Below are 21,147 nucleotides of genomic sequence, written 5' to 3'. Positions count from 1 at the left end.
ATGGGGTAAGGCTCCCAGTAGACGACTGGGTTGATAGGCCGGATCTGGAAGCCAGGTAACTGGTGGAGGTGACCGGTACTAATAGGCCGAGGGCTTGTCCTCAGTTGCTCGCGTCCACTGTGTAAGTTCTGAGGCAACGAACAGTTGCCGGCTTAGAGCTGAACTCATAACACAAGTAAAAAGTGTGCTTGTTCGCTCGAAACCATTAGGGTTTCGGTGGTCATAGCGTGAGGGAAACGCCCGGTTACATTTCGAACCCGGAAGCTAAGCCTCACAGCGCCGATGGTACTGCAGGGGGGACCCTGTGGGAGAGTAGGACGCCGCCGAACAATCTTTGGAGGACCCCTGGTCCCAGCGTTCAGCTGGGACCAGGGGTCCTTTCGTTTTTACAATGCTTGCGGTACCTAAGACAGGAGTCACCATGTCCACCAACTCTCCCGAAGATCGACCGGATCGCGACCAGCGCCGACGGGACAGTGGTGACCGCGGCGGCTATCGCGGGGACCGGGGCGGCTTCCGCCGGGACAACGACCGCCGGGACAACGACCGTGGTGGTTACGGCCGTCGCGACGACAGCCGCGGTGGCGGCCACGGCGACCGTGGCGACCGCGGTGGTTTCCGTAGGGACGACAGCCGTGGCGACTTCCGTCGTGACGACCGTCGTGGCGACGACCGTGGCGGCTTCCGCCGCGACGACCGACGTGATGACCGTCGCGACGACCGGCGTGACGACCGCCGTGGTGGCGGCTACGGCGAGCGCGCCGAGCGCGGTGACCGTGGCAGCTACGGCCGGCGTGACGACCGCCGTGGTGATGACCGTGGCGGCTACCGTCCCAGCTCCCAGCGCGACGACCGCGACCGCGGACCGCGCAGGGACGACCGCGGCGACCGCGGCGACCGCGGCTTCCGCCGCGACGACCGCCGCGACGACCGCCCCGGCTTCCGTCGCGACGACGACCGTCGTGACGACCGTCGTGGTGACGACCGTGGCGGCTTCCGCCGGGACGACAGCCGTGGCGACCGCGGTGGCTTCCGCCGGGACGACAGCCGTGGCGACTTCCGTCGTGACGACCGTCGTGGCGACGACCGTGGCGGCTTCCGCCGCGACGACCGACGTGATGACCGTCGCGACGACCGGCGTGATGACCGCCGTGGTGGCGGCTACGGCGAGCGCGCCGAGCGCGGTGACCGTGGCAGCTACGGCCGGCGTGACGACCGCCGTGGCGACGACCGTGGCGGCTACCGCCCCAGCTCCCAGCGCGACGACCGCGACCGCGGACCGCGCAGGGACGACCGCGGCGACCGCGGCGACCGGGGCTTCCGCCGCGACGACCGCCGTGACGACCGCCCCGGGTTCCGTCGCGACGACGACCGGCGTGACGACCGCCGTGACGCCCGTCGCGGCGACGACCGCGGTGGCTTCCGCCGGGACGACAACCGGGGCGAGCGGGGCGGCTTCCGTGGCCGGGACGACCGGGGTGGCCGTGGGCCGCGCCGCGACGACCGGGGCGGACGGCCCGGCGGCTACCGGGGTCGCGACGACCGCAGGGACGACCGTCGTGACGACCGCCGTGGCGGTGGCCGTTTCCGTGACGACCGCGACCGGGACCGCGAGCCGATCAAGCGGCTGCCGATCCCGGAGGACGTCACCGGTGACGAGATCGACAAGGACGTCCGGCAGGAGCTGCAGAGCCTGCCCAAGACGCTCGCCGAGGACGTCGCCAAGAACCTGGTGATGGTCGCGCGGCTCATCGACGAGGACCCCGAGGGCGCCTACGGCTACTCCAGGGTCGCCCTGCGGCTGGCGTCCAGGGTGGCCGCCGTGCGCGAGGCCGCCGGGTTCGCCGCCTACGCCAACCAGAAGTACAGCGAGGCGCTCGCCGAGTTCCGGGCCGCGCGGCGCATGACCGGCACCGTGGACCTGTGGCCCGTGATGGCCGACTGCGAGCGTGGCCTCGGCCGCCCGGAGAAGGCCCTCGACATGGCCGGCGCCCCCGAGGTGCACAAGCTGGACAAGGCCGGTCAGGTCGAGATGCGGCTCGTGGCGGCCGGCGCCCGGCGCGACATGGGGCAGCTCGACGCGGCCATCGTGACCCTGCAGAGCCCCGAGCTGGCCTCCAACTCGGTTCAGCCCTGGACCGCGCGCCTGCGCTACGCCTACGCCGACGCACTGCTGGCCGCCGGCCGGGAGGGCGAGGCACGGGAGTGGTTCGCCAAGGCCGTCGAGGCCGACCGCGACGGCAGCACGGACGCCTCCGACCGGCTCGCCGAGTTGGACGGCGTGGAGTTCGTCGACGCGCTCGACGAGAGCGACGGCGACTCCGCCGAGAGCGACGGCGACTCCGCCGAGGGCGACCGGCCCGCCGACGCGGGTCGCGAGGAGAACCAGGACGAGAAGCCGGCCGCGGCGGACGAGGACTGACGTCCAAAAAGCGAAAGGGCGGGGCCCCCAGGGGTCCCGCCCTTTCGTGTGTCCGGGGCCGGGTCAGAGCTCCAGCGCGCGCAGCACCAGCCCCGACGCCGGCTTCGGGCCGAAGGACGTGGACTTGCGGGGCATCTTCACACCCTGCCGGGCCAGTTCGCGTACGACGTCCTCGCGCACCGGATGCAGCAGGACGGCCGTGCTGCCGTCTTGCTCGGCCTTCGCGACGGTGGCCGCCGTGTCGTGGATGTAGGCGATGTGGGCGGGGGAGTCCTCGGGGATGTGCCAGACGTGTTCCAGGAGCGTGGCGTGCAGGACGGTGGCGTCCAGGGAGCGCCAGGCCGCCGGGCGGTCCGCGGGGATCGTCCGGTCCAGCAGGGCGGGGTCCGGGCGGTCCACCAGATGGAAGGCGCCGTCGCCGGCCAGCAGGAAGGCGTTGCCCGCGCAGGCCGCGTCCGCCAGCACCTCCTGCGCCTTGGGCAGCGGTACGTCGAGGCGCCGTACCCGGAACAGCCCGGTCAGGGCCGCCAGCGCCGTACCGACCGGCACTCCGTGCAGCAGGCGGTGGATGGCGCGGACCCGGAGCGGGTAGCGGGCGGTGTCGACCAGCAGGACCAGGCCGTGGTCCCAGGGGCTCGGCGAGGGGTGTTCCGCGCGCAGCCGCAGGTAGGTGGCCCAGCGGTGGTGGCCGTCGGCGATGAGGGCCTGGTGCTGCGCCAGGTCGGACTGGATGCCGGACAGGTCGGCGGGGTCGGTGACCGACCACAGGCGGTGGTGGAAGCCGTCCTCGGTGGTCGTCGCCAGCAGCGGAGGGCGGACCACCGTGCGCTCGACGACCTCGGCCGCCGTGCCGTCGCCGTGGTAGGTCAGCAGCAGGGGCTCCAGGTTGGCGCGGGTGGCGCGCATCAGGGCGGCGCGGTCCGCGACGACCGGGGGCATCACGTCCTCGTGCGGCAGCACCACGCCCTCGTCGGGGGCGGAGACGCGCAGGGCGCCGATGACGCCGCGCTGGAGCATGCCGTCGCCGTCCCGCTGCTCGTACACGTACAGGGCGGGGTGCGGGTCGGCGGCGAGCACGCCCTCGGCGAGCCAGCGGCGCAGCGTGTCGGCCGCCTGTTCGTTGCGCGCGTCCGGGGTACCTGCCTGGGGCAGGATCAGCCGGACGATGTTGTGCGGGTCGGCGGACTGGAGGTGGTGCAGGCCGTCGGGACGGACGACGACGTCGTACGGGGGCGAGGTGACGGCGGCCAGGCTGCCGACCCGGTCGGGGTCGTAACGAAGGCCTCGGAACGGGGTCAGTTCCAGGCCCCGGCGCGCCGTTGCTTCCGAGTGACCTGCTGTGTTCATCCCGGCATCGTACGTGTGCCGGCGGGGTGGGGGATGATCGGGGGAAAGACGGTCGAACGAGGAGCGATGCGCAATGAGCCGGAGCGTCAGGACGAGGCCCGAGGGCAGTGGGCAGCCCCTGAGCGAGGCGTACGACACGGCGCTGCTCGACCTGGACGGGGTGGTGTACGCGGGCGGGAACGCCATCGCCCACGCCGTCGGCTCGCTGGAGCGGGCCCGGGCGGGCGGTATGCACCTGGCGTACGTCACCAACAACGCCCTGCGCACGCCGGACGTCGTCGCGGAGCACCTGACGGAGCTGGGGATACCGACCGGGGCGGACGACGTCATCACCTCGGCGCAGGCGGTCGCCCGGCTGATCAGCGAGCAGGTGCCGGCCGGCGCCCGGGTGCTGGTGATCGGCGGTGAGGGGCTGCGGGTGGCGCTGCGCGAGCGCGGTCTGACGCCGGTGGAGTCGGCGGACGACGAACCCGTGGCTGTGGTGCAGGGGTACGGCGGCCCGGAGATGCCGTGGGGGCGGTTCGCGGAGGCCTCGTACGCGGTGACGCGGGGCGTGCCGTGGTTCGCGTCCAACACCGACCTGACGATTCCCAGCGGGCGCGGGATCGCTCCGGGCAACGGCGCGGCCGTGGAGGTGGTGCGGATCGCCACGGGCGCGGAACCGCAGGTGGCGGGCAAGCCGCTGCCGCCCATGCACCGGGAGACGATCCTGCGGACGGGCGCCGAGCGGCCGCTGGTGGTCGGCGACCGGCTGGACACGGACATCGAGGGCGCGTTCAACGGCGGGGTGGACTCGCTGCTGGTGCTGACCGGTGTCACGGACGGCCCGCGGCTGCTCGCCGCGCCGCCGCGGCACCGGCCGACGTACGTGGACGCCGATCTGCGCGGGCTGCTGACCGGACAGCCGGAAATCACCCGCGAGGGTGAGGGTTTCCGGTGCGGAGGGTGGACGGCGACCGCGGCGGACCGGCTGGAACTGGAAGGCGACGGCGAGGCCCTGGACGGGCTGCGGGCGCTGTGCGCGGCGGCCTGGACCGCTGCCGGGGACGGTTCCTGCGAGCTGGACGGGGAGAAGGCGCTGGCGCGGCTGGGGCTCTGACGGCCTGTGGGCGGACCGCGCCATCGAGATCCGAGGGAGGGTAGGCTAACCTAACCTTGTGTTGGTCGACAGTCCTCCGGAACAGCGCGCGGACACCGCCCCCGCGCCCCCAACCCGCCGGGCGGCGAGGGCCCTTGGGCTCCTGCTCTCGGTCGTGATCCTGGTGCTCGTCGCGCTGGCGAGCATCGCCGTCGGCGCCAAGGCGCTGTCGCCGGACCAGGTCTGGCACGGCCTGTTCCACAGCACGGGGACGTACGGCGACGTGGTCGTCGACGAGCGGATCTCCCGGACGGTCCTCGGTCTGCTGGCCGGCGCCGCGCTCGGCCTGTCCGGCGCGGTGCTGCAGGCGCTGACCCGCAATCCGCTGGCCGATCCCGGGCTGCTCGGCATCAACGCCGGGGCGTCCGCAGCCGTCGTCACGGCCCTCACCTTCTTCGGCGTCACCAGCCTCACCGGATACGTGTGGTTCGCCTTCGGCGGCGCCGCCGCGGTCGGCGCGCTGGTGTGGTTCCTCGGCGGCAGCCGGGGCGCCACGCCGGTCCGGCTGGCGCTCGCCGGCACGGCGATCAGCGCCGCGCTGTACGGCTACCTCCAGGCCGTGATGATCATGGACGGCGCGGCGCTGGGCAAGATGCGCTTCTGGACGGTGGGTTCGCTGGCCTCGGCCACCGGCTCGACCATCGCGCAGGTGCTGCCCTTCCTCGCGGCCGGCACGCTGCTGGCGCTCGGGCTCGCCCGGCCGCTGAACGCCGTGGCGATGGGCGACGACACCGCCCGCGCCCTCGGCGCGAACCTCGGCCGCACCCGGGCGCTCGCCATGCTCGCGGCGACGGTGCTCTCCGGCGCCGCGACCGCCGCGTGCGGTCCGATCATGTTCGTCGGCCTGATGGTGCCGCACGCGGTGCGCTCCTTCACCGGCCCCGACCTGCGCTGGATCCTGCCCTACGCGACCGTCCTGTCGCCCGTGCTGCTGCTCGGCGCCGACGTCCTCGGCCGGGTGGTCGCCCGGCCCGCCGAGCTCCAGGTCGGCATCGTGACCGCGCTCGTCGGCGGCCCGGTCTTCATCTTTCTCGTACGACGGCGGAGGACGGCCCAGCTGTGAAGACCCGACGGATGAGCCGCGCCGTACGCGTCCCCGGGGGGCTGTCCCTGCGCCTGGACGTCCGCTCGCTGGTCGTCGTCGCCCTGCTGCTGCTCGCCGCGTGCGCCGCCGGAGTCGCGCTGATCGGCACCGGCGACGCCCGGATCCCGGCGGCCGACGTGCTGCGGACCCTGGCCGGCGACGGCACCGCCTACCAGGACTTCATCGTCAACGAGCTGCGGCTGCCGCGTGTGCTGGTCGGGCTGCTGGTGGGCGCCTCCCTCGGCCTCGGCGGCGCCCTGTTCCAGGCGGTCTCCCGCAACCCCCTCGGCAGCCCGGACGTGCTCGGCCTGTCCCAGGGCTCCACGGCGGGCGCGCTGGTCGTGATCGTGCTGATGTCCGGCAGCGCCGCCCAGGTCACCGCGGGTGCGCTGATCGGCGGACTGGTCACCGGGTTCGCCATCTACCTGCTCGCCTGGAAGCAGGGAGTGCACGGGTACCGGCTGGTGCTGGTCGGCATCGGCGTCTCCGCGGTCGTCACCGCCGTCAACGGCTACCTGCTCACCAAGGCCGACCTGGTCGACGCGACGCGTGCGGTGGTGTGGATGACCGGGTCGCTCAACGGCCGTGACTGGGAGCAGGTGTGGCCGCTGCTGTGGCTGTGCGCCGTCCTCGTGCCGGTGGCGCTCGCGGGCGCACGGGGGCTCAGGATGATGGAGATGGGCGACGACGTGGCGAACGCCCTCGGGGTGCGGGTGCAGCGCGTGCGGCTGGTGCTGATGGTCTCCGCCGTGCTGCTCACCGCGGCCGCCACCGCCGCCGCCGGCCCCGTCAGCTTCGTTGCGCTCACCGCGCCGCAGCTCGCCCGGCGCCTGACCCGCTCGCCGGGCCCCAACCTGCTGCCCTCCCTGTGCATGGGGGCCGCCCTGCTGGTCACCGCCGACTGGGCCGCGCAGCGTGCTTTCGGCGCCGACCAGCTTCCCGTGGGCGTGGTCACCGGCGTGCTCGGCGGCTGCTACCTGCTGTGGCTGCTGGTCGCCGAGCGCAGGGCGGGCCGGATATGAGCGGCACGAAGGGCGGGCCGGACCCGCGTGGCACGCACCCGAACATCCCGAGGAGCACTGTGAACCGCCTGTCCGCCGAGAACGTCACCCTCGCCTACGACCAGCGCGTCATCGCCGAGGCGCTGTCGGTGGAGATCCCCGACAACTCCTTCACGGTGATCGTCGGCCCGAACGCGTGCGGCAAGTCGACGCTGCTGCGGGCCCTGTCGCGGATGCTCCGGCCCAGCCAGGGCCGGGTGCTGCTGGACGGGCAGGTCATCCAGTCGATGCCGGCCAAGAAGGTCGCCCGGACGCTCGGCCTGCTGCCGCAGTCGTCCATCGCGCCCGACGGCATCACCGTCGCCGACCTCGTCGGCCGCGGCCGCTACCCGCACCAGGGCATCCTGCGCCAGTGGTCCGCCGAGGACGAGCGGGTGGTCCAGGAGTCCATGGCGCGCACCGGGGTCGCCGAACTGGCCGACCGGTACGTGGACGAGCTGTCCGGCGGCCAGCGCCAGCGCGTCTGGATCGCCATGGCTCTGGCCCAGCAGACCCCGCTGCTGCTCCTGGACGAGCCGACCACGTACCTGGACATCCAGCACCAGATCGACGTCCTCGACCTGTGCGCCGAGCTGCACGAGACGCACGGGCGGACACTGGTGGCCGTGCTGCACGACCTCAACCACGCGGCCCGCTACGCCACCCACCTCATCGCCCTGCGCGGCGGCGAGGTGATCGCCGAGGGCGCCCCGAACGACATCGTCACGGCCGAGCTGGTCGAGGAGGTCTTCGGGCTGCGCTGCCAGATCATCGACGACCCGGAGACCGGAACCCCGCTGGTGGTCCCGGCGGCCCGCAAGGCACGGATCACAGCAGCTTCCTGAGCCGGAACAGGTCCAGCAGGCTCGCCTCCAGGCGTACCCGGCCCCGGCCCCAGGCGGTCGCGAAGTTCAGCTCGCCGTCCACCAGGTCCACCAGGTCGTCGCCGGCCATGGCGAGCCGGATCTGCGCCTTCTCGCGGGGCGGCCCGGGGTGCGTGGTGTCGACGTCGATCCGGCCGCCGGTCATCCGGCCCACGAACGTGACGTCGAGGTCGGTGACGTGGCAGCTCACCGAGCGGTCCAGGGCGGCTGCCGCCCGGACGTCGCCCTCGGCGCCCCGCATGTTGTCCGAGAGCCTTCCCAGCGCTGTGCGGCACTCCTCGATCGTGGCCATGGCAACCGACGGTACCCCAGCGGTTCGCGGTAGCGTCTGGGCATGAGCGAGTCCGTTTCCGAGGCCCGGGCCGAGGCCGTGGCGGGGGCCGAATCCGAGGCCGGATCCGAGGCCGCGCCCGCGGTCGCCCCGGCGGCCGACGCCGCCGTACCCGCGGCCGGGCCCGCCGCCGTCCCCGCCGCCGACCCCGAGGCCGGGCCCGGCTCCGGGGACGCCCCCGGAGCCGAGTACGACCCCGCTGCCCCCGCGCCCCTGAACGTCCCGCGCACCCCCACCGGCGACGCCGGCGTCGACGCGCGGCTCCAGCGGCTGGCCGACGCGGACCACCTCGCCACCGACGGCCACATGGAGGTGTACGAGGATGTACACAGGGGCCTGCGCGACGCGCTCACCGCGCTCGACGCCCGCCCCGGACCGCAGGTCCCCGTACCGCCGTACCGAAACAGGAGCTGAACCGAACGTGGCAGGAGTCGCACGCCTTCGTCTGGACGCGGAGCTGGTCCGCCGGAAGCTGGCGCGTTCGCGCGAGCACGCCAGCCAGCTGATCGCCGCCGGACGGGTCACCGTCGGCAGGACCGTGGCGACCAAACCGGCCACACAGGTGGACAAGGCGGCGGCGATCGTGGTCCAGAGCGACGAGAGCGACCCCGACTACGTCTCCAGGGGCGGCCACAAGCTCGCCGGCGCGTTCGAGGCCTTCGTGCCGCTGGGCCTCGTCGTCGAGGGCCGGCGCGCGCTGGACGCCGGCGCGTCCACCGGCGGCTTCACCGACGTCCTGCTGCGCGCGGGCGCCGCCCACGTCGTCGCCGTGGACGTCGGATACGGCCAACTCGCCTGGTCCCTGCAGAACGATGAACGCGTCACCGTCAAGGACCGTACGAACGTACGCGAGTTGACGCTTGAGGCGATCGATGGGGAACCTGTGGATCTTGTCGTGGGCGATCTGTCCTTCATCCCGCTCGGGCTGGTGCTGCCCGCCCTGAAGCGGTGCGTGAAGCCGGACGCCGACCTGGTGATGATGGTCAAGCCGCAGTTCGAGGTGGGCAAGGAACGGCTGGGCAGCGGGGGTGTCGTACGGAGTCCGCAACTGCGGGCGGAGGCCGTGCGCGGGGTGGCCGAGAAGGCCTGGGAACTCGGGCTCGGGGTGCGGGGGGTCACCGCGAGTCCGCTGCCCGGACCCTCGGGCAACGTCGAGTACTTCCTGTGGCTGCGGTCCGGCGCCCCCCGCCTGGACCCGGCCGACGTCGACCGAGCAGTGGCGGAGGGGCCGCGTTGACACAGAACCGAGCGCGTACTGTTTTCCTGCTCGCCCACACCGGGCGGCCCGCGGCCATCCGCAGTGCGGAGCTGGTGGTCAAGGGGCTGCTGCGGCACGGCATCGGGGTGCGGGTGCTGGAGGAGGAGGCGCGCGACCTGCCGCTGCCGGACGAGGTCGGACTCGTCAAGGAGGCCACCCCGCAGTGCCTCGACGGCTGCGAGCTGCTCATCGTCCTCGGCGGTGACGGGACCCTGCTGCGCGGCGCCGAGTTCGCCCGGGCCTCCGGGGTGCCGATGCTCGGCGTGAACCTCGGCCGGGTCGGGTTCCTCGCCGAGGCCGAGCGGGACGACCTGGACCGGGTCGTCGACCGGGTGGTGGCGCGCTCCTACGAGGTCGAGGAGCGGATGACGATCGACGTCGTCGTGCACCGCAACGGGGACATCGTGCACACCGACTGGGCGCTGAACGAGGCCGCCGTGCAGAAGGCCGGCGCCGAGAAGATGCTCGAGGTCGTCCTCGAGATCGACGGGCGGCCGGTCACCGCGTTCGGCTGCGACGGGATCGTGCTGTCGACGCCCACCGGATCCACCGCGTACGCCTTCTCGGCCGGTGGGCCCGTGGTGTGGCCCGAGGTCGAGGCGCTGCTGATGGTGCCGATCAGCGCGCACGCGCTGTTCGCCAAGCCGCTGGTCACCTCGCCCGACTCGGTGCTCGCGGTGGAGGTGCTGCCGCACATCCCGCCGGGTGTGCTGTGGTGCGACGGGCGGCGGACCATCGAGCTGCCGCCCGGGGCGCGGGTGGAGGTGCGGCGCGGCGCCGTGCCGGTGCGGCTGGCCCGCCTGCACCACGCCTCGTTCACCGACCGGCTGGTCGCGAAGTTCGCGCTGCCGACCACCGGCTGGCGGGGCGCGCCGCACACGTAGCCGCGCGGCCGGCCCGGGACCCGGCGGGGGCCACTCGCCCGGGTGACACGGGCGGGCCATGTGCGCTCCCCGCCCCGGACCTCGTATGGTCTGTTCCGTGTTGGAGGAGATGCGGATACGGTCGCTCGGGGTCATCGACGATGCCGTGGTCGAGCTGTCACCGGGGTTCACCGCCGTCACCGGCGAGACCGGTGCGGGCAAGACCATGGTGGTCACCAGCCTGGGACTGCTGCTCGGCGGCCGGGCGGATCCGGCGCTGGTGCGGATCGGCGCCGGCAAGGCGGTCGTCGAGGGGCGGATCGCCGTGCCCGCGGACGCCGCCGCCGTCGTACGCGCCGAGGAGGCGGGGGCCGAGCTGGACGACGGCGCCCTGCTGATCAGCCGTACCGTCTCCGCTGAGGGCCGCTCGCGGGCCCACCTGGGCGGGCGCAGCGTGCCGGTGGGGCTGCTCGCCGAGCTGGCCGACGACCTGGTGGCCGTGCACGGCCAGACCGACCAGCAGGGGCTGCTGAAGCTCACCCGGCAGCGCCAGGCGCTCGACCGGTACGCCGGCGACGCCGTCGCCGTGCCGCTCGCCAAGTACACCGGGGCCTACCGGCGGCTGCGGGCCGTCTCCGCCGAGCTGGAGGAGATCGTCACGCGCGCGCGTGAGCGCGCCCAGGAAGCCGACATGCTCCGGTACGGGCTGGAGGAGATCGCCGCCGTCGAGCCCCGGGCCGGGGAGGACGTGGAGCTGGCCGAGGAGGCGGAGCGGCTCGGGCACGCCGAGGCCCTGGCGTCCGCCGCGACCGCCGCGCACGCCGCTCTCGCGGGCAATCCCGAGGACCCCGAGGGGATCGACGCCACCACCCTCGTCGCGGGCGCTCACCGGGCCCTGGAGGCCGTCCGCTCGCACGATCCGGCGCTCGCCTCCCTCGCCGACCGGATCGGCGAGGTCGGCATCCTGCTCGCCGACGTGGCCGGAGAGCTGGCCGGCTACGCCGACGACCTGGACGCCGACCCGCTGCGGCTGGCCGCCGTCGAGGAGCGCAGGGCCGCGCTGGGCGCCCTGACCCGCAAGTACGGCGACGACGTGGGCGCCGTCCTCGCCTGGGCCGAGCAGAGCGCCGCCCGGCTCACCGAGCTGGAGGGCGACGACGAGCGGACCGGCGAGCTGACCGCCGAGCGGGACGCGCTCCGCACCGAGCTGGGCGGACTCGCGCAGGCCCTCACCGACGCCCGGACCGAGGCGGCCGAACGGTTCGCCGCCGCCGTGACCGCCGAGCTGGCCTCGCTGGCGATGCCGCACGCGCGCGTGTCCTTCGACATCCGGCAGACCGAGGACCCCGAGGGTGTCGAGGTCGGCGGCCGGAACGTGGCGTACGGCCCGTCGGGCGCCGACGAGGTCGAACTGCTGCTCGCCCCGCACCCGGGCGCTCCGCCGCGGCCCATCGCCAAGGGCGCGTCCGGCGGTGAGCTGTCCCGCGTGATGCTGGCCGTGGAGGTGGTGTTCGCGGGCACGGACCCGGTGCCGACGTACCTCTTCGACGAGGTGGACGCGGGTGTCGGCGGCAAGGCCGCGGTGGAGATCGGGCGGCGGCTGGCCAAGCTGGCCAGGACCGCGCAGGTCGTCGTGGTCACCCACCTGCCCCAGGTCGCCGCCTTCGCCGACCGCCAGCTCCTGGTGGAGAAGACGAACGACGGCTCGGTGACCCGCTCCGGCGTCAAGGTCCTCGAGGGCGAGGAACGGGTCCGCGAACTCTCCCGGATGCTGGCCGGTCAGGAGGACTCCGAGACGGCCCGCGCCCACGCCGAGGAACTCCTGGAAACGGCCCGCGCCGATCTCTGACCCCGCTGTTCGGGCGCCCCGGGCTGAAGCTCACCCGTACGGGTGAACGTGCTCCGGCGCAGCGCTCCGGGCGCCGGCGGTGCGCGCCTTGCGGGGTTTCGCAGGAACAGCCGTACGCCCTGGCATGCTTGGCGGTGAACGCGGTCCGCGCGGGGAGGCGCGCGGTCCGGCCTTCCGGTCCTGCCGGCCCGCTACCTTCGGTACGTTCTCTCGTGACGCCCGCCCCGAATCAGGAGCCCCCGGCCCCGTGAGCCCCGTGAGCAGCAACGCACCGCACGGCCAGTCGCCGCTGCGCACCGTGCAGGTGCTGGGCGGGGGCAACGCCGGCAGCAGCGCGCACGTGCGCTCGCTGGCCGAGGGGCTCGTCGCCCGGGGCGTGCGGGTCACGGTGTGCGCCCCCGCCGAGGCCGACCGCGCCTATGACTTCTCCGGGACCGGCGCCGACCACGTGCACGTGCCGCGCAGCAGCGACCCGGCCTCCGTGGCCGTGCTCCGGGCCGCGTGCGCCGACGCCGACCTCGTGCACGCCCACGGTCTGCACGCCTCCTTCCGCACCGTGCTCGCGCTCAGCGGGCGCGGCACCCCGCTGGTGGTGACCTGGCACAACCGGGCCCGCGCGGAGGGCGCGCGGGCGCACCTGCTGCGGCTGCTGGAGCGGCGCGTGGTGCGGACCGCCGCCGTGGTCCTCGGCACCACCTCCGACCTGGTGGACCGGGCGCGCCGCTCGGGGGCGCGGGACGCCCGGCTGGCGGCCGTCGCCCTGCCCGGGCGGCGCCGGCGCGCCGACCAGGACGAAGCGGACCGGGAACGGCACAAGCTCCGCGCCGAACTCGGCGCCACCGGACGCCCCTTGCTCATGGCCGTCGGCTCCCTCGACCGGGAGCGCGGCTACGACGTGCTGCTGGACGCGGCGCGTGCCTGGCGGGGCCTCGACCCCGTCCCGCTGGTCGTCGTCGCGGGGGAGGGGCCGCTCCGTCCCGGGCTGCAGCGGCGGATCGAGGACGAGGAACTGCCGGTACGGCTCGTCGGCCGCCGCGACGAAGTGCCCGAGCTGCTCGCGGCCGCCGATCTGGCGCTGCTGACCAGCAGGTGGGAGTCCCGGTCCGTCCTCGCCCAGGAGGCGCTGCACGCGGGCGTGCCGCTCGTCGCGACCCGCGTCGGCGGCGTCCCCGACCTTGTGGGCGAGGCCGCCGAACTGGTCCCCTACGGCGACGCGGAAGCTCTGGCGGCCGCCGTCGTCCGGCTCCTCGCCGACCCCGCACGCCGTGCACTGCTGCGCGAGCGCGGCCCCCGGCAGGCCGCGACCTGGCCCACCGAGGACGAGACCGTCGCCCAGGTCCTGAGCGTCTACGACGAACTCACCCAGCCCACACCGCTGCCCTAGGGCAGGGTTCGGGTGACGCCGCGGCCGTCAGGACATCAGCTCCGCCGGCACCTTGCGCGTCCTGCCGTGCAGGGTCCGTCTCCGGCACGCGGCACCGCCGCGCCGGTGATGGGGCCGGGAGCCGGGACCCTAGGAGGTGTGCCGGCGGGCGCGCAGGGCCAGGCTCAGGGCCAGGACCGTCTGCGGGTCGTCGAGGTCGGTGCCCAGCAGTTCGCCGATGCGGGCGAGGCGGTTGTAGAGGGTCTGGCGGTTGAGGTGCAGCTCGCGGGCGGTCTCCGCCTTGCGGCCCGCGTGCGCGAGATAGGTCTCCAGGGTGGGCAGCAGCGGCGGCTTGGAGCGGTGGTCGTGATCGCGCAGCGGACCGATCGCGCGGTCCACGAACGCCGCCAGGTCCGGGTGGCCGCGCAGCCGCCACAGCAGCAGGTCGATGTCGAGGCGGCGGGCGTCGTACCAGGGCCGGTCGGTCAGGCCCTGCGCCGCCGTCGCCGTCTCCGCCGCGTGCCGGAGCCCGGCCGAGGCGGCCGCCCAGCCGCCCGCCACCCCGACGACCACGACCGGCGGAGCCGCGCCCGGCCGCCGCATCCCGGCCCGCTCCACGCCCGCCCGCAGCGCCGCCGCCACCCGGTCCGCGACTGACGTTCGCTCCGACTCCGAGCGCAGCCCGAGCAGGACCAGCACCCGGCCCTCGACCGGCCGGACGCCCAGCAGCACCGGGACCCCCACCGCGGCCAGCTCCTCGGAGACCGCGCGCGCCAGCACCGCCCAGCCCCCGGACGGGGACAGCGAGTCCCCGGCCCGCATCACCACCGGCAGCAGCGGGCTGCCGCCCGGCTTGAACCCCAGGACGCGGGCCTGCGCCGGGGCGTCCTCCGCCGTGATGCGGCCCTCCGCGAGGTCGGTGAGGAAGTCGCCCCGGCCACGCGCGGCCAGCTCCTCCTCCTGCCGGGCCTGCATCAGCACCACGGCCAGGATGCCCGCCGCCCGCTCCGCGGCGATCCGGTGCACCGGAGCCAGCGGCGAGCGGACCGGCAGCAGCACCAGCCTGGCCCGCACCGACCCCGGCCCCGACCCGGGCCCGCCGCCGGGGACGTCCACCAGCACTGAACCGGCGGGCGGCGGCGCCTCCTTGTGCGGGCCGCGCAGTCCCTCCCACACCTGCAGCGGGTCGGCGCCCTCCGGCCCCGGCCCGGCGGTGTACAGCAGCCGGCCGTCCGCGGTCTCCAGGAAGACCGGGTTGGCGCAGAAGTCGGCCAGGATGCCGAGCACTTGAGGAACCCCGCCACCGCCCAGCAGCGCCTGAGTGCACCGCCGGTGCACTTCCTCGGCGCGCTGCAGCAGCGCGTAGTGCCCGTTGACGATCTCCGTGTGGATCTCCTCGGTGACCGCCACGAAGGGCACCTCGCGGTGGAGCTGGACCAGCGGCAGTCCGGCGGCGCGGGCGGTGTCCACCAGCGCCGCGGGCAGCCGGGCGAACCGCGGCCCCAGCTCCACCACCAGCGCGGCGATGCCCCGTTCGGCGAGGGTGCGCACGAACGCCCGCTGCTCGGCCGGCCGGGTCCCCAGGCCGTAGCCGGTGGTGAGCAGCAGCTCGCCGCCCTTGAGCAGCGAGGCGATGTTCGGCACCTCGCCCGCGTGCACCCAGCGCACGGTGCGCCCCAGCCGGTCGCCGCCCGCCAGGATCTCGGGGAGCCCGCTGCGCAGCCCGGGCAGTTCCAGCGCCCGCTGAACGGTGATGCCGGCGCCCTGCGTGGCGAGTCTGCTGTCCGTACCGCTGTCCATGGAGCGGACGCTACCTGCGCAAACGTCCGGACGACAGCGTGTGCCCCCGCTACACCGGGCGGATGTTGTGGTTGAAGCGGAACACGTTGTCGGGGTCGTAGGCGCGCTTGACCTTCTCCAGCCGGAACAGGTTGCCCTCGCCCAGTCCTGCCCTGACCCGGTCCCGGCCCTCGTCCCCGATGAAGTTCAGGTATACGGCGCCGGTGCTCCACGGCCGGACGTCGGCGCGGACGTCGCGCACCCAGGCGACCGCCCGCTCGTCGTCGGCCGGGTCCTCCCAGACGGCGAAGGGGTGCACCGCCCAGGCGGCGTCCCGGCAGGGCAGCGGGTACTCGTGCGGACCGGCGGCGACGGCGCCGCCCTGCGGGAACAGCAGGTGCTGGGTGCTGGTCGGCACCGGCATGCTCTCGGCGCGGGCGCAGTAGACGGCCGCCAGCTCGTCGGGCATACCGGTCACGTACTCCGCCGACCAGTAGTTCCGCTGCCCGGGCGGAGCGTCCAGCATGCACTGGACGTCGGCGTACGGCATCGCCCCGGCGATCTCCGCCTCGTGGGGCAGCGCCAGCAGCGGCCCGGCGAGCCGGCGCAGCTCCTCCTCGCCGCCCGCGTAGGTGAGCAGCGCGGCGCACACCAGCTTGCCCACCAGCTCCGCCGGCACGAACTGCTCGGGCGGGCCGGTCAGGTACAGCACGGCGCCGCTCACCTCGTCGGGGCCGGTGGCGACGATCTCGCGGAAGACGCGGACCACGTCCCGGCCGAGTTGCGGCAGGTACAGCAGCAGGGCGATCGCGAACTCGGGCATCTCGTGCAGCCGCAGGGTGAGCGCGGTGGCGACGCCGAAGTTGCCGCCGCCGCCGTGCAGGGCCCAGAACAGCTCCGGGTTCTCGTCGGCGCTCGCGTGCACCCGCTCCGCGTCGGCGGTCACCAGCTCCACGCCGAGCAGGTTGTCGCAGGCGTAGCCGAAGGCGCGGTCCAGCCACCCGGTGCCGCCGCCGAGGACGAGACCGCCGACGCCGGTGGTCGAGGCCCGGCCACCGGTGGTCGCGAGGCCGTACGGCTGGGTGGCCCGGTCCAGGTGGCTCATGGTGGCGCCGCCCTCGACCCGGACCGCCTCGGCGACCGGGTCCACGCTCACCCCGTGCATCCGGCGCAGGTCCACCACCACGGCGCCGTCGCCCAGGGCCGCGCCGGCCACGCTGTGCCCGCCGCCGCGCACCGCGACCCGCAGGTCGAGGTCGCGGGCGAAGCGTACGGTGCGGACCACGTCGGCCGGGCCCGCGCACTGGGCGATCACGGCCGGCCGCCGGTCGATCATCGCGTTGAAGACGGCTCTGGCCCCGTCGTAACCCGGGTCCGAGGGGGCGAACACATCGCCGGTCAGGTCTTCGCGCAACGCGGCGAGGGCCGCGCCCGCCTTCGAAGGGGAAGCCATGGCCGCCCCCTTCCGGAAAGGGGCAGTAGTCCGCTCTCAGCCTAGGTCCTGTCGTCAAACTCCCGTCTGCCCTGCGACGCCATGCACGCACTCTCGCCGCACCGGACCCAGACCCGAGTACATCCAGTACGAGGGCCAGGGCCCGGCACGCCGAGAGCACGCACCTGACGCCACAGGGCCCGCCCTCCGGGCGGACGACGGGCATTTGACGACAGGACCTAAGGCGGGCGCGCGCACCCGGTCGCGTTCAGCCGCCGTAGGCGCCCGAGGCCGTCAGCCGCAGGGCGGTGTCGATCAGCGGCACGTGGCTGAACGCCTGCGGGAAGTTGCCGACCTGGCGCTGCAGCCGCGGGTCCCACTCCTCGGCGAGCAGGCCGAGGTCGTTGCGCAGGGCGAGCAGCTTCTCGAACAGCTTCCTGGCCTCGTCCACGCGGCCGATCATCGCCAGGTCGTCCGCCATCCAGAACGAGCAGGCCAGGAAGGCCCCTTCGTCGCCCGGGAGGCCGTCGACGCCCTCGTCCTTGCCCTCGGTGGGGTAGCGCAGGATGAACCCGTCCGAGGTGGACAGCTCGCGCTGGATCGCCTCGATGGTGCCGATCACCCGCTTGTCGTCCGGCGGCAGGAAGCCCATCTGCGGGATCAGCAGCAGCGAGGCGTCCAGCTCCTGGGAGCCGTAGGACTGCGTGAAGGTGTTGCGCTCCTTGTCGTAGCCCTTCTCGCACACGTCCCGGTGGATGCCGTCGCGCAGTTCCTTCCAGCGCTCCAGAGGGCCGTCCGCGTCACCGGACTCGATCAGCTTGATCGTGCGGTCCACCGCCACCCAGGCCATCACCTTGGAGTGCACGAAGTGCCGGCGCGGGCCGCGCACCTCCCAGATGCCCTCGTCCGGCTCCTGCCAGTGGTCCTCCAGGTAGCGGATCAGCTTGAGCTGGAGCAGGGACGCGTAGTCGTTGCGGGCCAGACCCGTCATGTGGGCCAGGTGCAGGGCCTCGGTGACCTCGCCGTACACGTCGAGCTGGAGCTGGTGCGCGGCGCCGTTGCCGACCCGGACCGGGGCCGAGTGCTCGTAGCCGGGCAGCCAGTCCAGCTCGGCCTCGCCCAGCTCGCGCTCGCCCGCGATGCCGTACATGATCTGCAGGTTCTCGGGGTCGCCGGCGACCGCGCGCAGCAGCCACTCGCGCCAGGCGCGGGCCTCCTCGCGGTAGCCGGTGCGCAGCAGCGAGGACAGGGTGATCGCCGCGTCGCGCAGCCAGGTGTAGCGGTAGTCCCAGTTGCGGACGCCGCCGATGTCCTCGGGCAGCGAGGTGGTGGGGGCCGCGACGATGCCGCCGGTGGGGGCATAGGTCAGCGCCTTCAGAGTGATCAGCGAGCGGACCACCGCCTCGCGGTACGGACCGTGGTACGTACAGTGCTCGACCCAGTCGCGCCAGAAGTCCTCGGTCGCCACCAGCGACGCCTCCGGCTCCGGCAGCGGCGGCGGCTCCTTGTGGGAGGGCTGCCACGAGACGGTGAACGTGATCCGGTCGCCCGGGGCGACGGTGAAGTCGGAGTAGGTCGTCAGCGCCTTGCCGTAGGTCTCGGCCTCCGTGTCGAACCACACGGAGTCGGGCCCGGCGACCGCCACCGTGCGGCCCTCGTGCTTGTGCACCCAGGGCACGACCCGGCCGTAGGAGAACCGCATCCGGAGCGCCGAGCGCATCGGCACCCGGCCGGTGACGCCCTCCACGATCCGGATGAGCTGCGGGGCGCCGTCACGCGGGGGCATGAAATCGGTCACGCGCACGGTGCCGCGCGGGGTGTCCCACTCGGACTCCAGGATCAGCGAGTCGCCCCGGTAGCTGCGCCGGGCGGCCGTGGGCGGCTGCGAGTCGGCCGCGTGCGCCGGGCCGAGCCGCCAGAAGCCGTGCTCCTCGGTGCCCAGCAGGCCGGCGAAGATGGCATGCGAGTCGAAGCGGGGCAGGCACAGCCAGTCGACTGTGCCGTCCCGGCAGACCAGGGCAGCGGTCTGCATGTCTCCGATGAGTGCGTAGTCTTCGATGCGCCCGGCCACGTGCAACTCCAGTCGAACGGCCACGTCACCCCCGCGCAGGGGGCTGTCGCTAGTGCGGTCAAGGGGGTCGTTGTTATGCGTCGTTGAGCGGTGAAGCAAAGCAGCCCGCCGAGCCCTGGGGCAAAACGACAGTCCTTGCTCAACGAACTGCCGCGCTCTCGTTGTTCCGGCTGGTGCGGGCGGGGGTGTGCCGTCTTTACCGGACGGGCTCGGCAGGTGAGTGTCCGAGCAGGATACGACGCACGTAGATGATCTGCGCGCCGCTCCCGGCAACCCGTGTGGGCCGAACGAGTGAGCACCGGGTGACGGGCGTGTGACGAGAGCGCACGGGTGCCCGCGAGCCCTCCGGTGATCCGGACCGCTGCGTACCGGCCCGGAAGCGGAGCGTGGCCGGGAGCCATCTCCTCCGGGCGCTGTTACGCTGGTAGCCCGTGGACCGGTGGGAGATGAACCCCCGAACCGCAGCGACGGCGCCCCCGGAGGAATCCGGTCCGGCGGCCGTACCGCACGACAGTCAGCGACCACGGGAGCCCCCTCTTGGCCATGCCGCCGAAATCTACGACGACCAAGCACATCTTCGTCACCGGGGGTGTCGCCTCCTCGCTCGGCAAGGGCCTCACCGCCTCCAGCCTGGGCATGCTGCTCAAGGCCCGCGGCCTGCGCGTCGTGATGCAGAAACTCGACCCGTACCTGAACGTCGACCCGGGCACGATGAACCCCTTCCAGCACGGTGAGGTGTTCGTCACCAACGACGGCGCCGAGACCGACCTGGACATCGGCCACTACGAGCGCTTCCTCGACCGGGACCTGGACGGCTCCGCCAACGTCACCACCGGTCAGGTCTACTCGACCGTGATCGCCAAGGAGCGCCGCGGCGAGTACCTGGGCGACACCGTGCAGGTCATCCCGCACATCACCAACGAGATCAAGCACCGCATCCGCCGCATGGCGACGGACGAGGTCGACGTGGTGATCACCGAGGTCGGCGGCACGGTCGGCGACATCGAGTCGCTGCCGTTCCTGGAGACCGTCCGCCAGGTCCGCCACGAGGTCGGCCGGGACAACGTCTTCGTCGTCCACATCTCGCTGCTGCCGTACATCGGCCCCTCCGGCGAGCTGAAGACCAAGCCGACCCAGCACTCCGTCGCCGCGCTGCGCAACATCGGCATCCAGCCGGACGCCATCGTGCTGCGCTGCGACCGCGAGGTGCCGACCGCCATCAAGCGCAAGATCTCGCTGATGTGCGACGTCGACGAGGCCGCCGTCGTCGCCTGCCCGGACGCCCGCTCGATCTACGACATCCCGAAGGTCGTGCACTCCGAGGGCCTGGACGCCTACGTCGTGCGCAAGCTCGACCTGCCCTTCCGCGACGTGGACTGGACGACCTGGGACGACCTGCTGGACCGGGTCCACAACCCCGACCACGAGATCACCCTCGCCCTGGTCGGCAAGTACATCGACCTGCCCGACGCCTACCTGTCGGTCACCGAGGCGCTGCGCGCCGGCGGCTTCGCCAACAAGGCCCGCGTCAAGATCAAGTGGGTCACCTCCGACGACTGCAAGACCCCGGCGGGCGCCAAGGCGCAGCTCGGCGACGTCGACGGCATCTGCATCCCGGGCGGCTTCGGCGACCGCGGTGTGCTCGGCAAGGTCGGCGCGATCCGCTTCGCCCGCGAGAACAGGATCCCGCTGCTCGGCCTCTGCCTGGGCCTGCAGTGCATCGTGATCGAGGCCGCGCGCAGCCTCGCCGACATCCCGGACGCCAACTCCACCGAGTTCGACCCGGCCACCGCCCACCCGGTCATCTCCACCATGGCCGAGCAGATGGACATCGTCGCCGGCGAGGGCGACATGGGCGGCACCATGCGCCTCGGCATGTACCCGGCGAAGCTGGCCGAGGGCTCGATCGTCCGCGAGGTGTACGACGACAAGGAGTACGTCGAGGAGCGGCACCGGCACCGCTACGAGGTGAACAACGCCTACCGCGCGGAGCTGGAGAAGAAGGCCGGCATCCTCTTCTCGGGCACCTCGCCGGACGGCAAGCTCGTGGAGTACGTGGAGTACCCGCGCGACGTCCACCCCTACCTGGTCGCCACGCAGGCGCACCCGGAGCTGCGCTCGCGGCCGACCCGCCCGCACCCGCTCTTCGCCGGGCTGGTGAAGGCCTCGGTCGAGCGGAAGATCTCGAAGTAACACACCGGTTGTACGGTGGCCGGGGTGCGAACCTTCAAAGGTGGGCACCCCGGCTTTCGCGGGAGGCCGGGATTTCGCGTGCGCGTGGGGAAG

At 73.5% G+C, this 21,147-nt stretch carries 16 protein-coding genes and 2 rRNA genes; 13 read left to right on the top strand and 5 right to left on the bottom strand.

Translation table 11 applies throughout. The annotated features are described in order from the left end of the window. From TNCT1_RS24180 to TNCT1_RS36025, 3 genes are all read left to right on the top strand, one after another. A 23S ribosomal RNA gene (locus TNCT1_RS24180) occupies positions 1 to 102 on the top strand; the annotation flags it as partial. A 110-nt stretch (positions 103 to 212) separates the two neighbouring features. After that, a 5S ribosomal RNA gene (gene rrf / locus TNCT1_RS24175) occupies positions 213 to 329 on the top strand. A 1,298-nt stretch (positions 330 to 1,627) separates the two neighbouring features. Further along, positions 1,628 to 2,422 carry a tetratricopeptide repeat protein gene (locus TNCT1_RS36025; protein WP_235902866.1) on the top strand — a complete coding sequence of 265 codons (795 nt, stop codon included), beginning with the start codon at positions 1,628 to 1,630 and terminating at the stop codon, positions 2,420 to 2,422. A 63-nt stretch (positions 2,423 to 2,485) separates the two neighbouring features. Here the strand turns inward: TNCT1_RS36025 and TNCT1_RS24165 are convergent, their stop codons facing one another. Beyond that, complete coding sequence (locus tag TNCT1_RS24165; RefSeq protein WP_143635651.1) at positions 2,486 to 3,769, bottom strand: DUF1015 domain-containing protein; 1,284 nt, start codon at positions 3,767 to 3,769, stop codon at positions 2,486 to 2,488. A gap of 73 nt (positions 3,770 to 3,842) precedes the next feature. Here TNCT1_RS24165 and TNCT1_RS24160 point away from each other — a divergent pair, with 73 nt between their 5' ends. The 4 genes from TNCT1_RS24160 to TNCT1_RS24145 are packed head-to-tail and all read left to right on the top strand — an operon-like array spanning position 3,843 to position 7,876. Further along, positions 3,843 to 4,868, top strand: coding sequence for an HAD hydrolase-like protein (locus TNCT1_RS24160; RefSeq protein ID WP_143635649.1), 1,026 nt, complete (start codon positions 3,843 to 3,845; stop codon positions 4,866 to 4,868). 58 nt (positions 4,869 to 4,926) lie between these two features. Next, entirely contained in the window at positions 4,927 to 5,970 is a 1,044-nt protein-coding gene (locus TNCT1_RS24155) for an iron ABC transporter permease (protein ID WP_143635647.1), read from the top strand. Positions 5,971 to 5,981: 11 nt separating this feature from the next. Then, positions 5,982 to 7,013, top strand: a complete 1,032-nt coding sequence (locus TNCT1_RS24150) for an iron chelate uptake ABC transporter family permease subunit (protein ID WP_143635709.1) — start codon at positions 5,982 to 5,984, stop codon at positions 7,011 to 7,013. Continuing rightward, complete coding sequence (locus TNCT1_RS24145; protein ID WP_143635645.1) at positions 7,010 to 7,876, top strand: ABC transporter ATP-binding protein; 867 nt, start codon at positions 7,010 to 7,012, stop codon at positions 7,874 to 7,876. The genes TNCT1_RS24150 and TNCT1_RS24145 overlap by 4 nt, the downstream gene beginning before the upstream one ends. Here the strand turns inward: TNCT1_RS24145 and TNCT1_RS24140 are convergent. Further along, positions 7,860 to 8,207: a sterol-binding protein gene (locus TNCT1_RS24140; RefSeq protein ID WP_143635643.1), complete on the bottom strand. Its 348-nt coding sequence runs from the start codon at positions 8,205 to 8,207 to the stop codon at positions 7,860 to 7,862. The genes TNCT1_RS24145 and TNCT1_RS24140 overlap by 17 nt on opposite strands. A 42-nt stretch (positions 8,208 to 8,249) precedes the next feature. Between TNCT1_RS24140 and TNCT1_RS24135 the strand changes: the two genes are divergently transcribed. The 5 genes from TNCT1_RS24135 (at position 8,250) to TNCT1_RS24115 (ending at position 13,600) form a co-directional block, all read left to right on the top strand. Continuing rightward, positions 8,250 to 8,660 (top strand): hypothetical protein, encoded by a 411-nt coding sequence (locus TNCT1_RS24135; RefSeq protein WP_235902857.1) that lies wholly within the window; start codon positions 8,250 to 8,252, stop codon positions 8,658 to 8,660. Between the two features lie 7 nt (positions 8,661 to 8,667). Further along, positions 8,668 to 9,483 carry a TlyA family RNA methyltransferase gene (locus TNCT1_RS24130; protein ID WP_143635641.1) on the top strand — a complete coding sequence of 272 codons (816 nt, stop codon included), beginning with the start codon at positions 8,668 to 8,670 and terminating at the stop codon, positions 9,481 to 9,483. After that, positions 9,480 to 10,388 carry an NAD kinase gene (locus TNCT1_RS24125; RefSeq protein WP_143635639.1) on the top strand — a complete coding sequence of 303 codons (909 nt, stop codon included), beginning with the start codon at positions 9,480 to 9,482 and terminating at the stop codon, positions 10,386 to 10,388. Before TNCT1_RS24130 ends, TNCT1_RS24125 begins: the two co-directional genes overlap by 4 nt. Before the next feature lie 85 nt (positions 10,389 to 10,473). After that, positions 10,474 to 12,216, top strand: coding sequence for a DNA repair protein RecN (gene recN / locus TNCT1_RS24120; protein WP_174266428.1), 1,743 nt, complete (start codon positions 10,474 to 10,476; stop codon positions 12,214 to 12,216). 247 nt (positions 12,217 to 12,463) lie between these two features. After that, complete coding sequence (locus TNCT1_RS24115; protein WP_174266427.1) at positions 12,464 to 13,600, top strand: glycosyltransferase family 4 protein; 1,137 nt, start codon at positions 12,464 to 12,466, stop codon at positions 13,598 to 13,600. Between the two features lie 129 nt (positions 13,601 to 13,729). Here TNCT1_RS24115 and TNCT1_RS24110 read toward each other — a convergent pair whose 3' ends face one another. The 3 genes from TNCT1_RS24110 to TNCT1_RS24095 form a co-directional block, all read right to left on the bottom strand. Beyond that, the gene (locus tag TNCT1_RS24110; protein ID WP_143635635.1) at positions 13,730 to 15,379 is read right to left on the bottom strand and encodes a PucR family transcriptional regulator; all 1,650 of its coding nucleotides are present in this window, start codon (positions 15,377 to 15,379) and stop codon (positions 13,730 to 13,732) included. Positions 15,380 to 15,428: 49 nt separating this feature from the next. Then, positions 15,429 to 16,811: an FAD-binding oxidoreductase gene (locus TNCT1_RS24105; protein ID WP_143635632.1), complete on the bottom strand. Its 1,383-nt coding sequence runs from the start codon at positions 16,809 to 16,811 to the stop codon at positions 15,429 to 15,431. Between the two features lie 247 nt (positions 16,812 to 17,058). Further along, a complete protein-coding gene (locus TNCT1_RS24095) occupies positions 17,059 to 18,861 on the bottom strand; it encodes a glycoside hydrolase family 15 protein (protein WP_143635703.1) in 1,803 nt (600 codons plus the stop codon). 543 nt (positions 18,862 to 19,404) lie between these two features. Between TNCT1_RS24095 and TNCT1_RS24090 the strand changes: the two genes are divergently transcribed. Next, the gene (locus tag TNCT1_RS24090) at positions 19,405 to 21,054 is read left to right on the top strand and encodes a CTP synthase (RefSeq protein ID WP_143635630.1); all 1,650 of its coding nucleotides are present in this window, start codon (positions 19,405 to 19,407) and stop codon (positions 21,052 to 21,054) included. Positions 21,055 to 21,147: the final 93 nt, after the last annotated feature.

It is taken from the genome of Streptomyces sp. 1-11, from assembly GCF_007176755.1.
In the GTDB taxonomy this organism is placed as follows: Bacteria; Actinomycetota; Actinomycetes; order Streptomycetales; family Streptomycetaceae; genus Streptomyces.
Note: the sequence above shows the minus strand (reverse complement) of the source record. Positions and strands in the feature narration are given on the sequence as shown.

Excerpts from the sequence above, each read along its gene's own strand:
- TNCT1_RS24165 (WP_143635651.1), bottom strand. The coding sequence starts at position 3,769 with ATGAACACAGCAGGTCACTCGGAAGCAACGGCGCGCCGGGGCCTGGAA.
- TNCT1_RS24150 (WP_143635709.1), top strand. The coding sequence starts at position 5,982 with ATGAGCCGCGCCGTACGCGTCCCCGGGGGGCTGTCCCTGCGCCTGGAC.
- TNCT1_RS24145 (WP_143635645.1), top strand. The coding sequence starts at position 7,010 with ATGAGCGGCACGAAGGGCGGGCCGGACCCGCGTGGCACGCACCCGAAC.
- TNCT1_RS24140 (WP_143635643.1), bottom strand. The coding sequence starts at position 8,207 with ATGGCCACGATCGAGGAGTGCCGCACAGCGCTGGGAAGGCTCTCGGAC.
- TNCT1_RS24105 (WP_143635632.1), bottom strand. The coding sequence starts at position 16,811 with ATGGCTTCCCCTTCGAAGGCGGGCGCGGCCCTCGCCGCGTTGCGCGAA.
- TNCT1_RS24090 (WP_143635630.1), top strand. The coding sequence starts at position 19,405 with ATGCCGCCGAAATCTACGACGACCAAGCACATCTTCGTCACCGGGGGT.
- TNCT1_RS24110 (WP_143635635.1), bottom strand. The coding sequence starts at position 15,379 with ATGGACAGCGGTACGGACAGCAGACTCGCCACGCAGGGCGCCGGCATC.
- TNCT1_RS24160 (WP_143635649.1), top strand. The coding sequence starts at position 3,843 with ATGAGCCGGAGCGTCAGGACGAGGCCCGAGGGCAGTGGGCAGCCCCTG.
- recN (WP_174266428.1), top strand. The coding sequence starts at position 10,474 with ATGGTCTGTTCCGTGTTGGAGGAGATGCGGATACGGTCGCTCGGGGTC.
- TNCT1_RS24135 (WP_235902857.1), top strand. The coding sequence starts at position 8,250 with ATGAGCGAGTCCGTTTCCGAGGCCCGGGCCGAGGCCGTGGCGGGGGCC.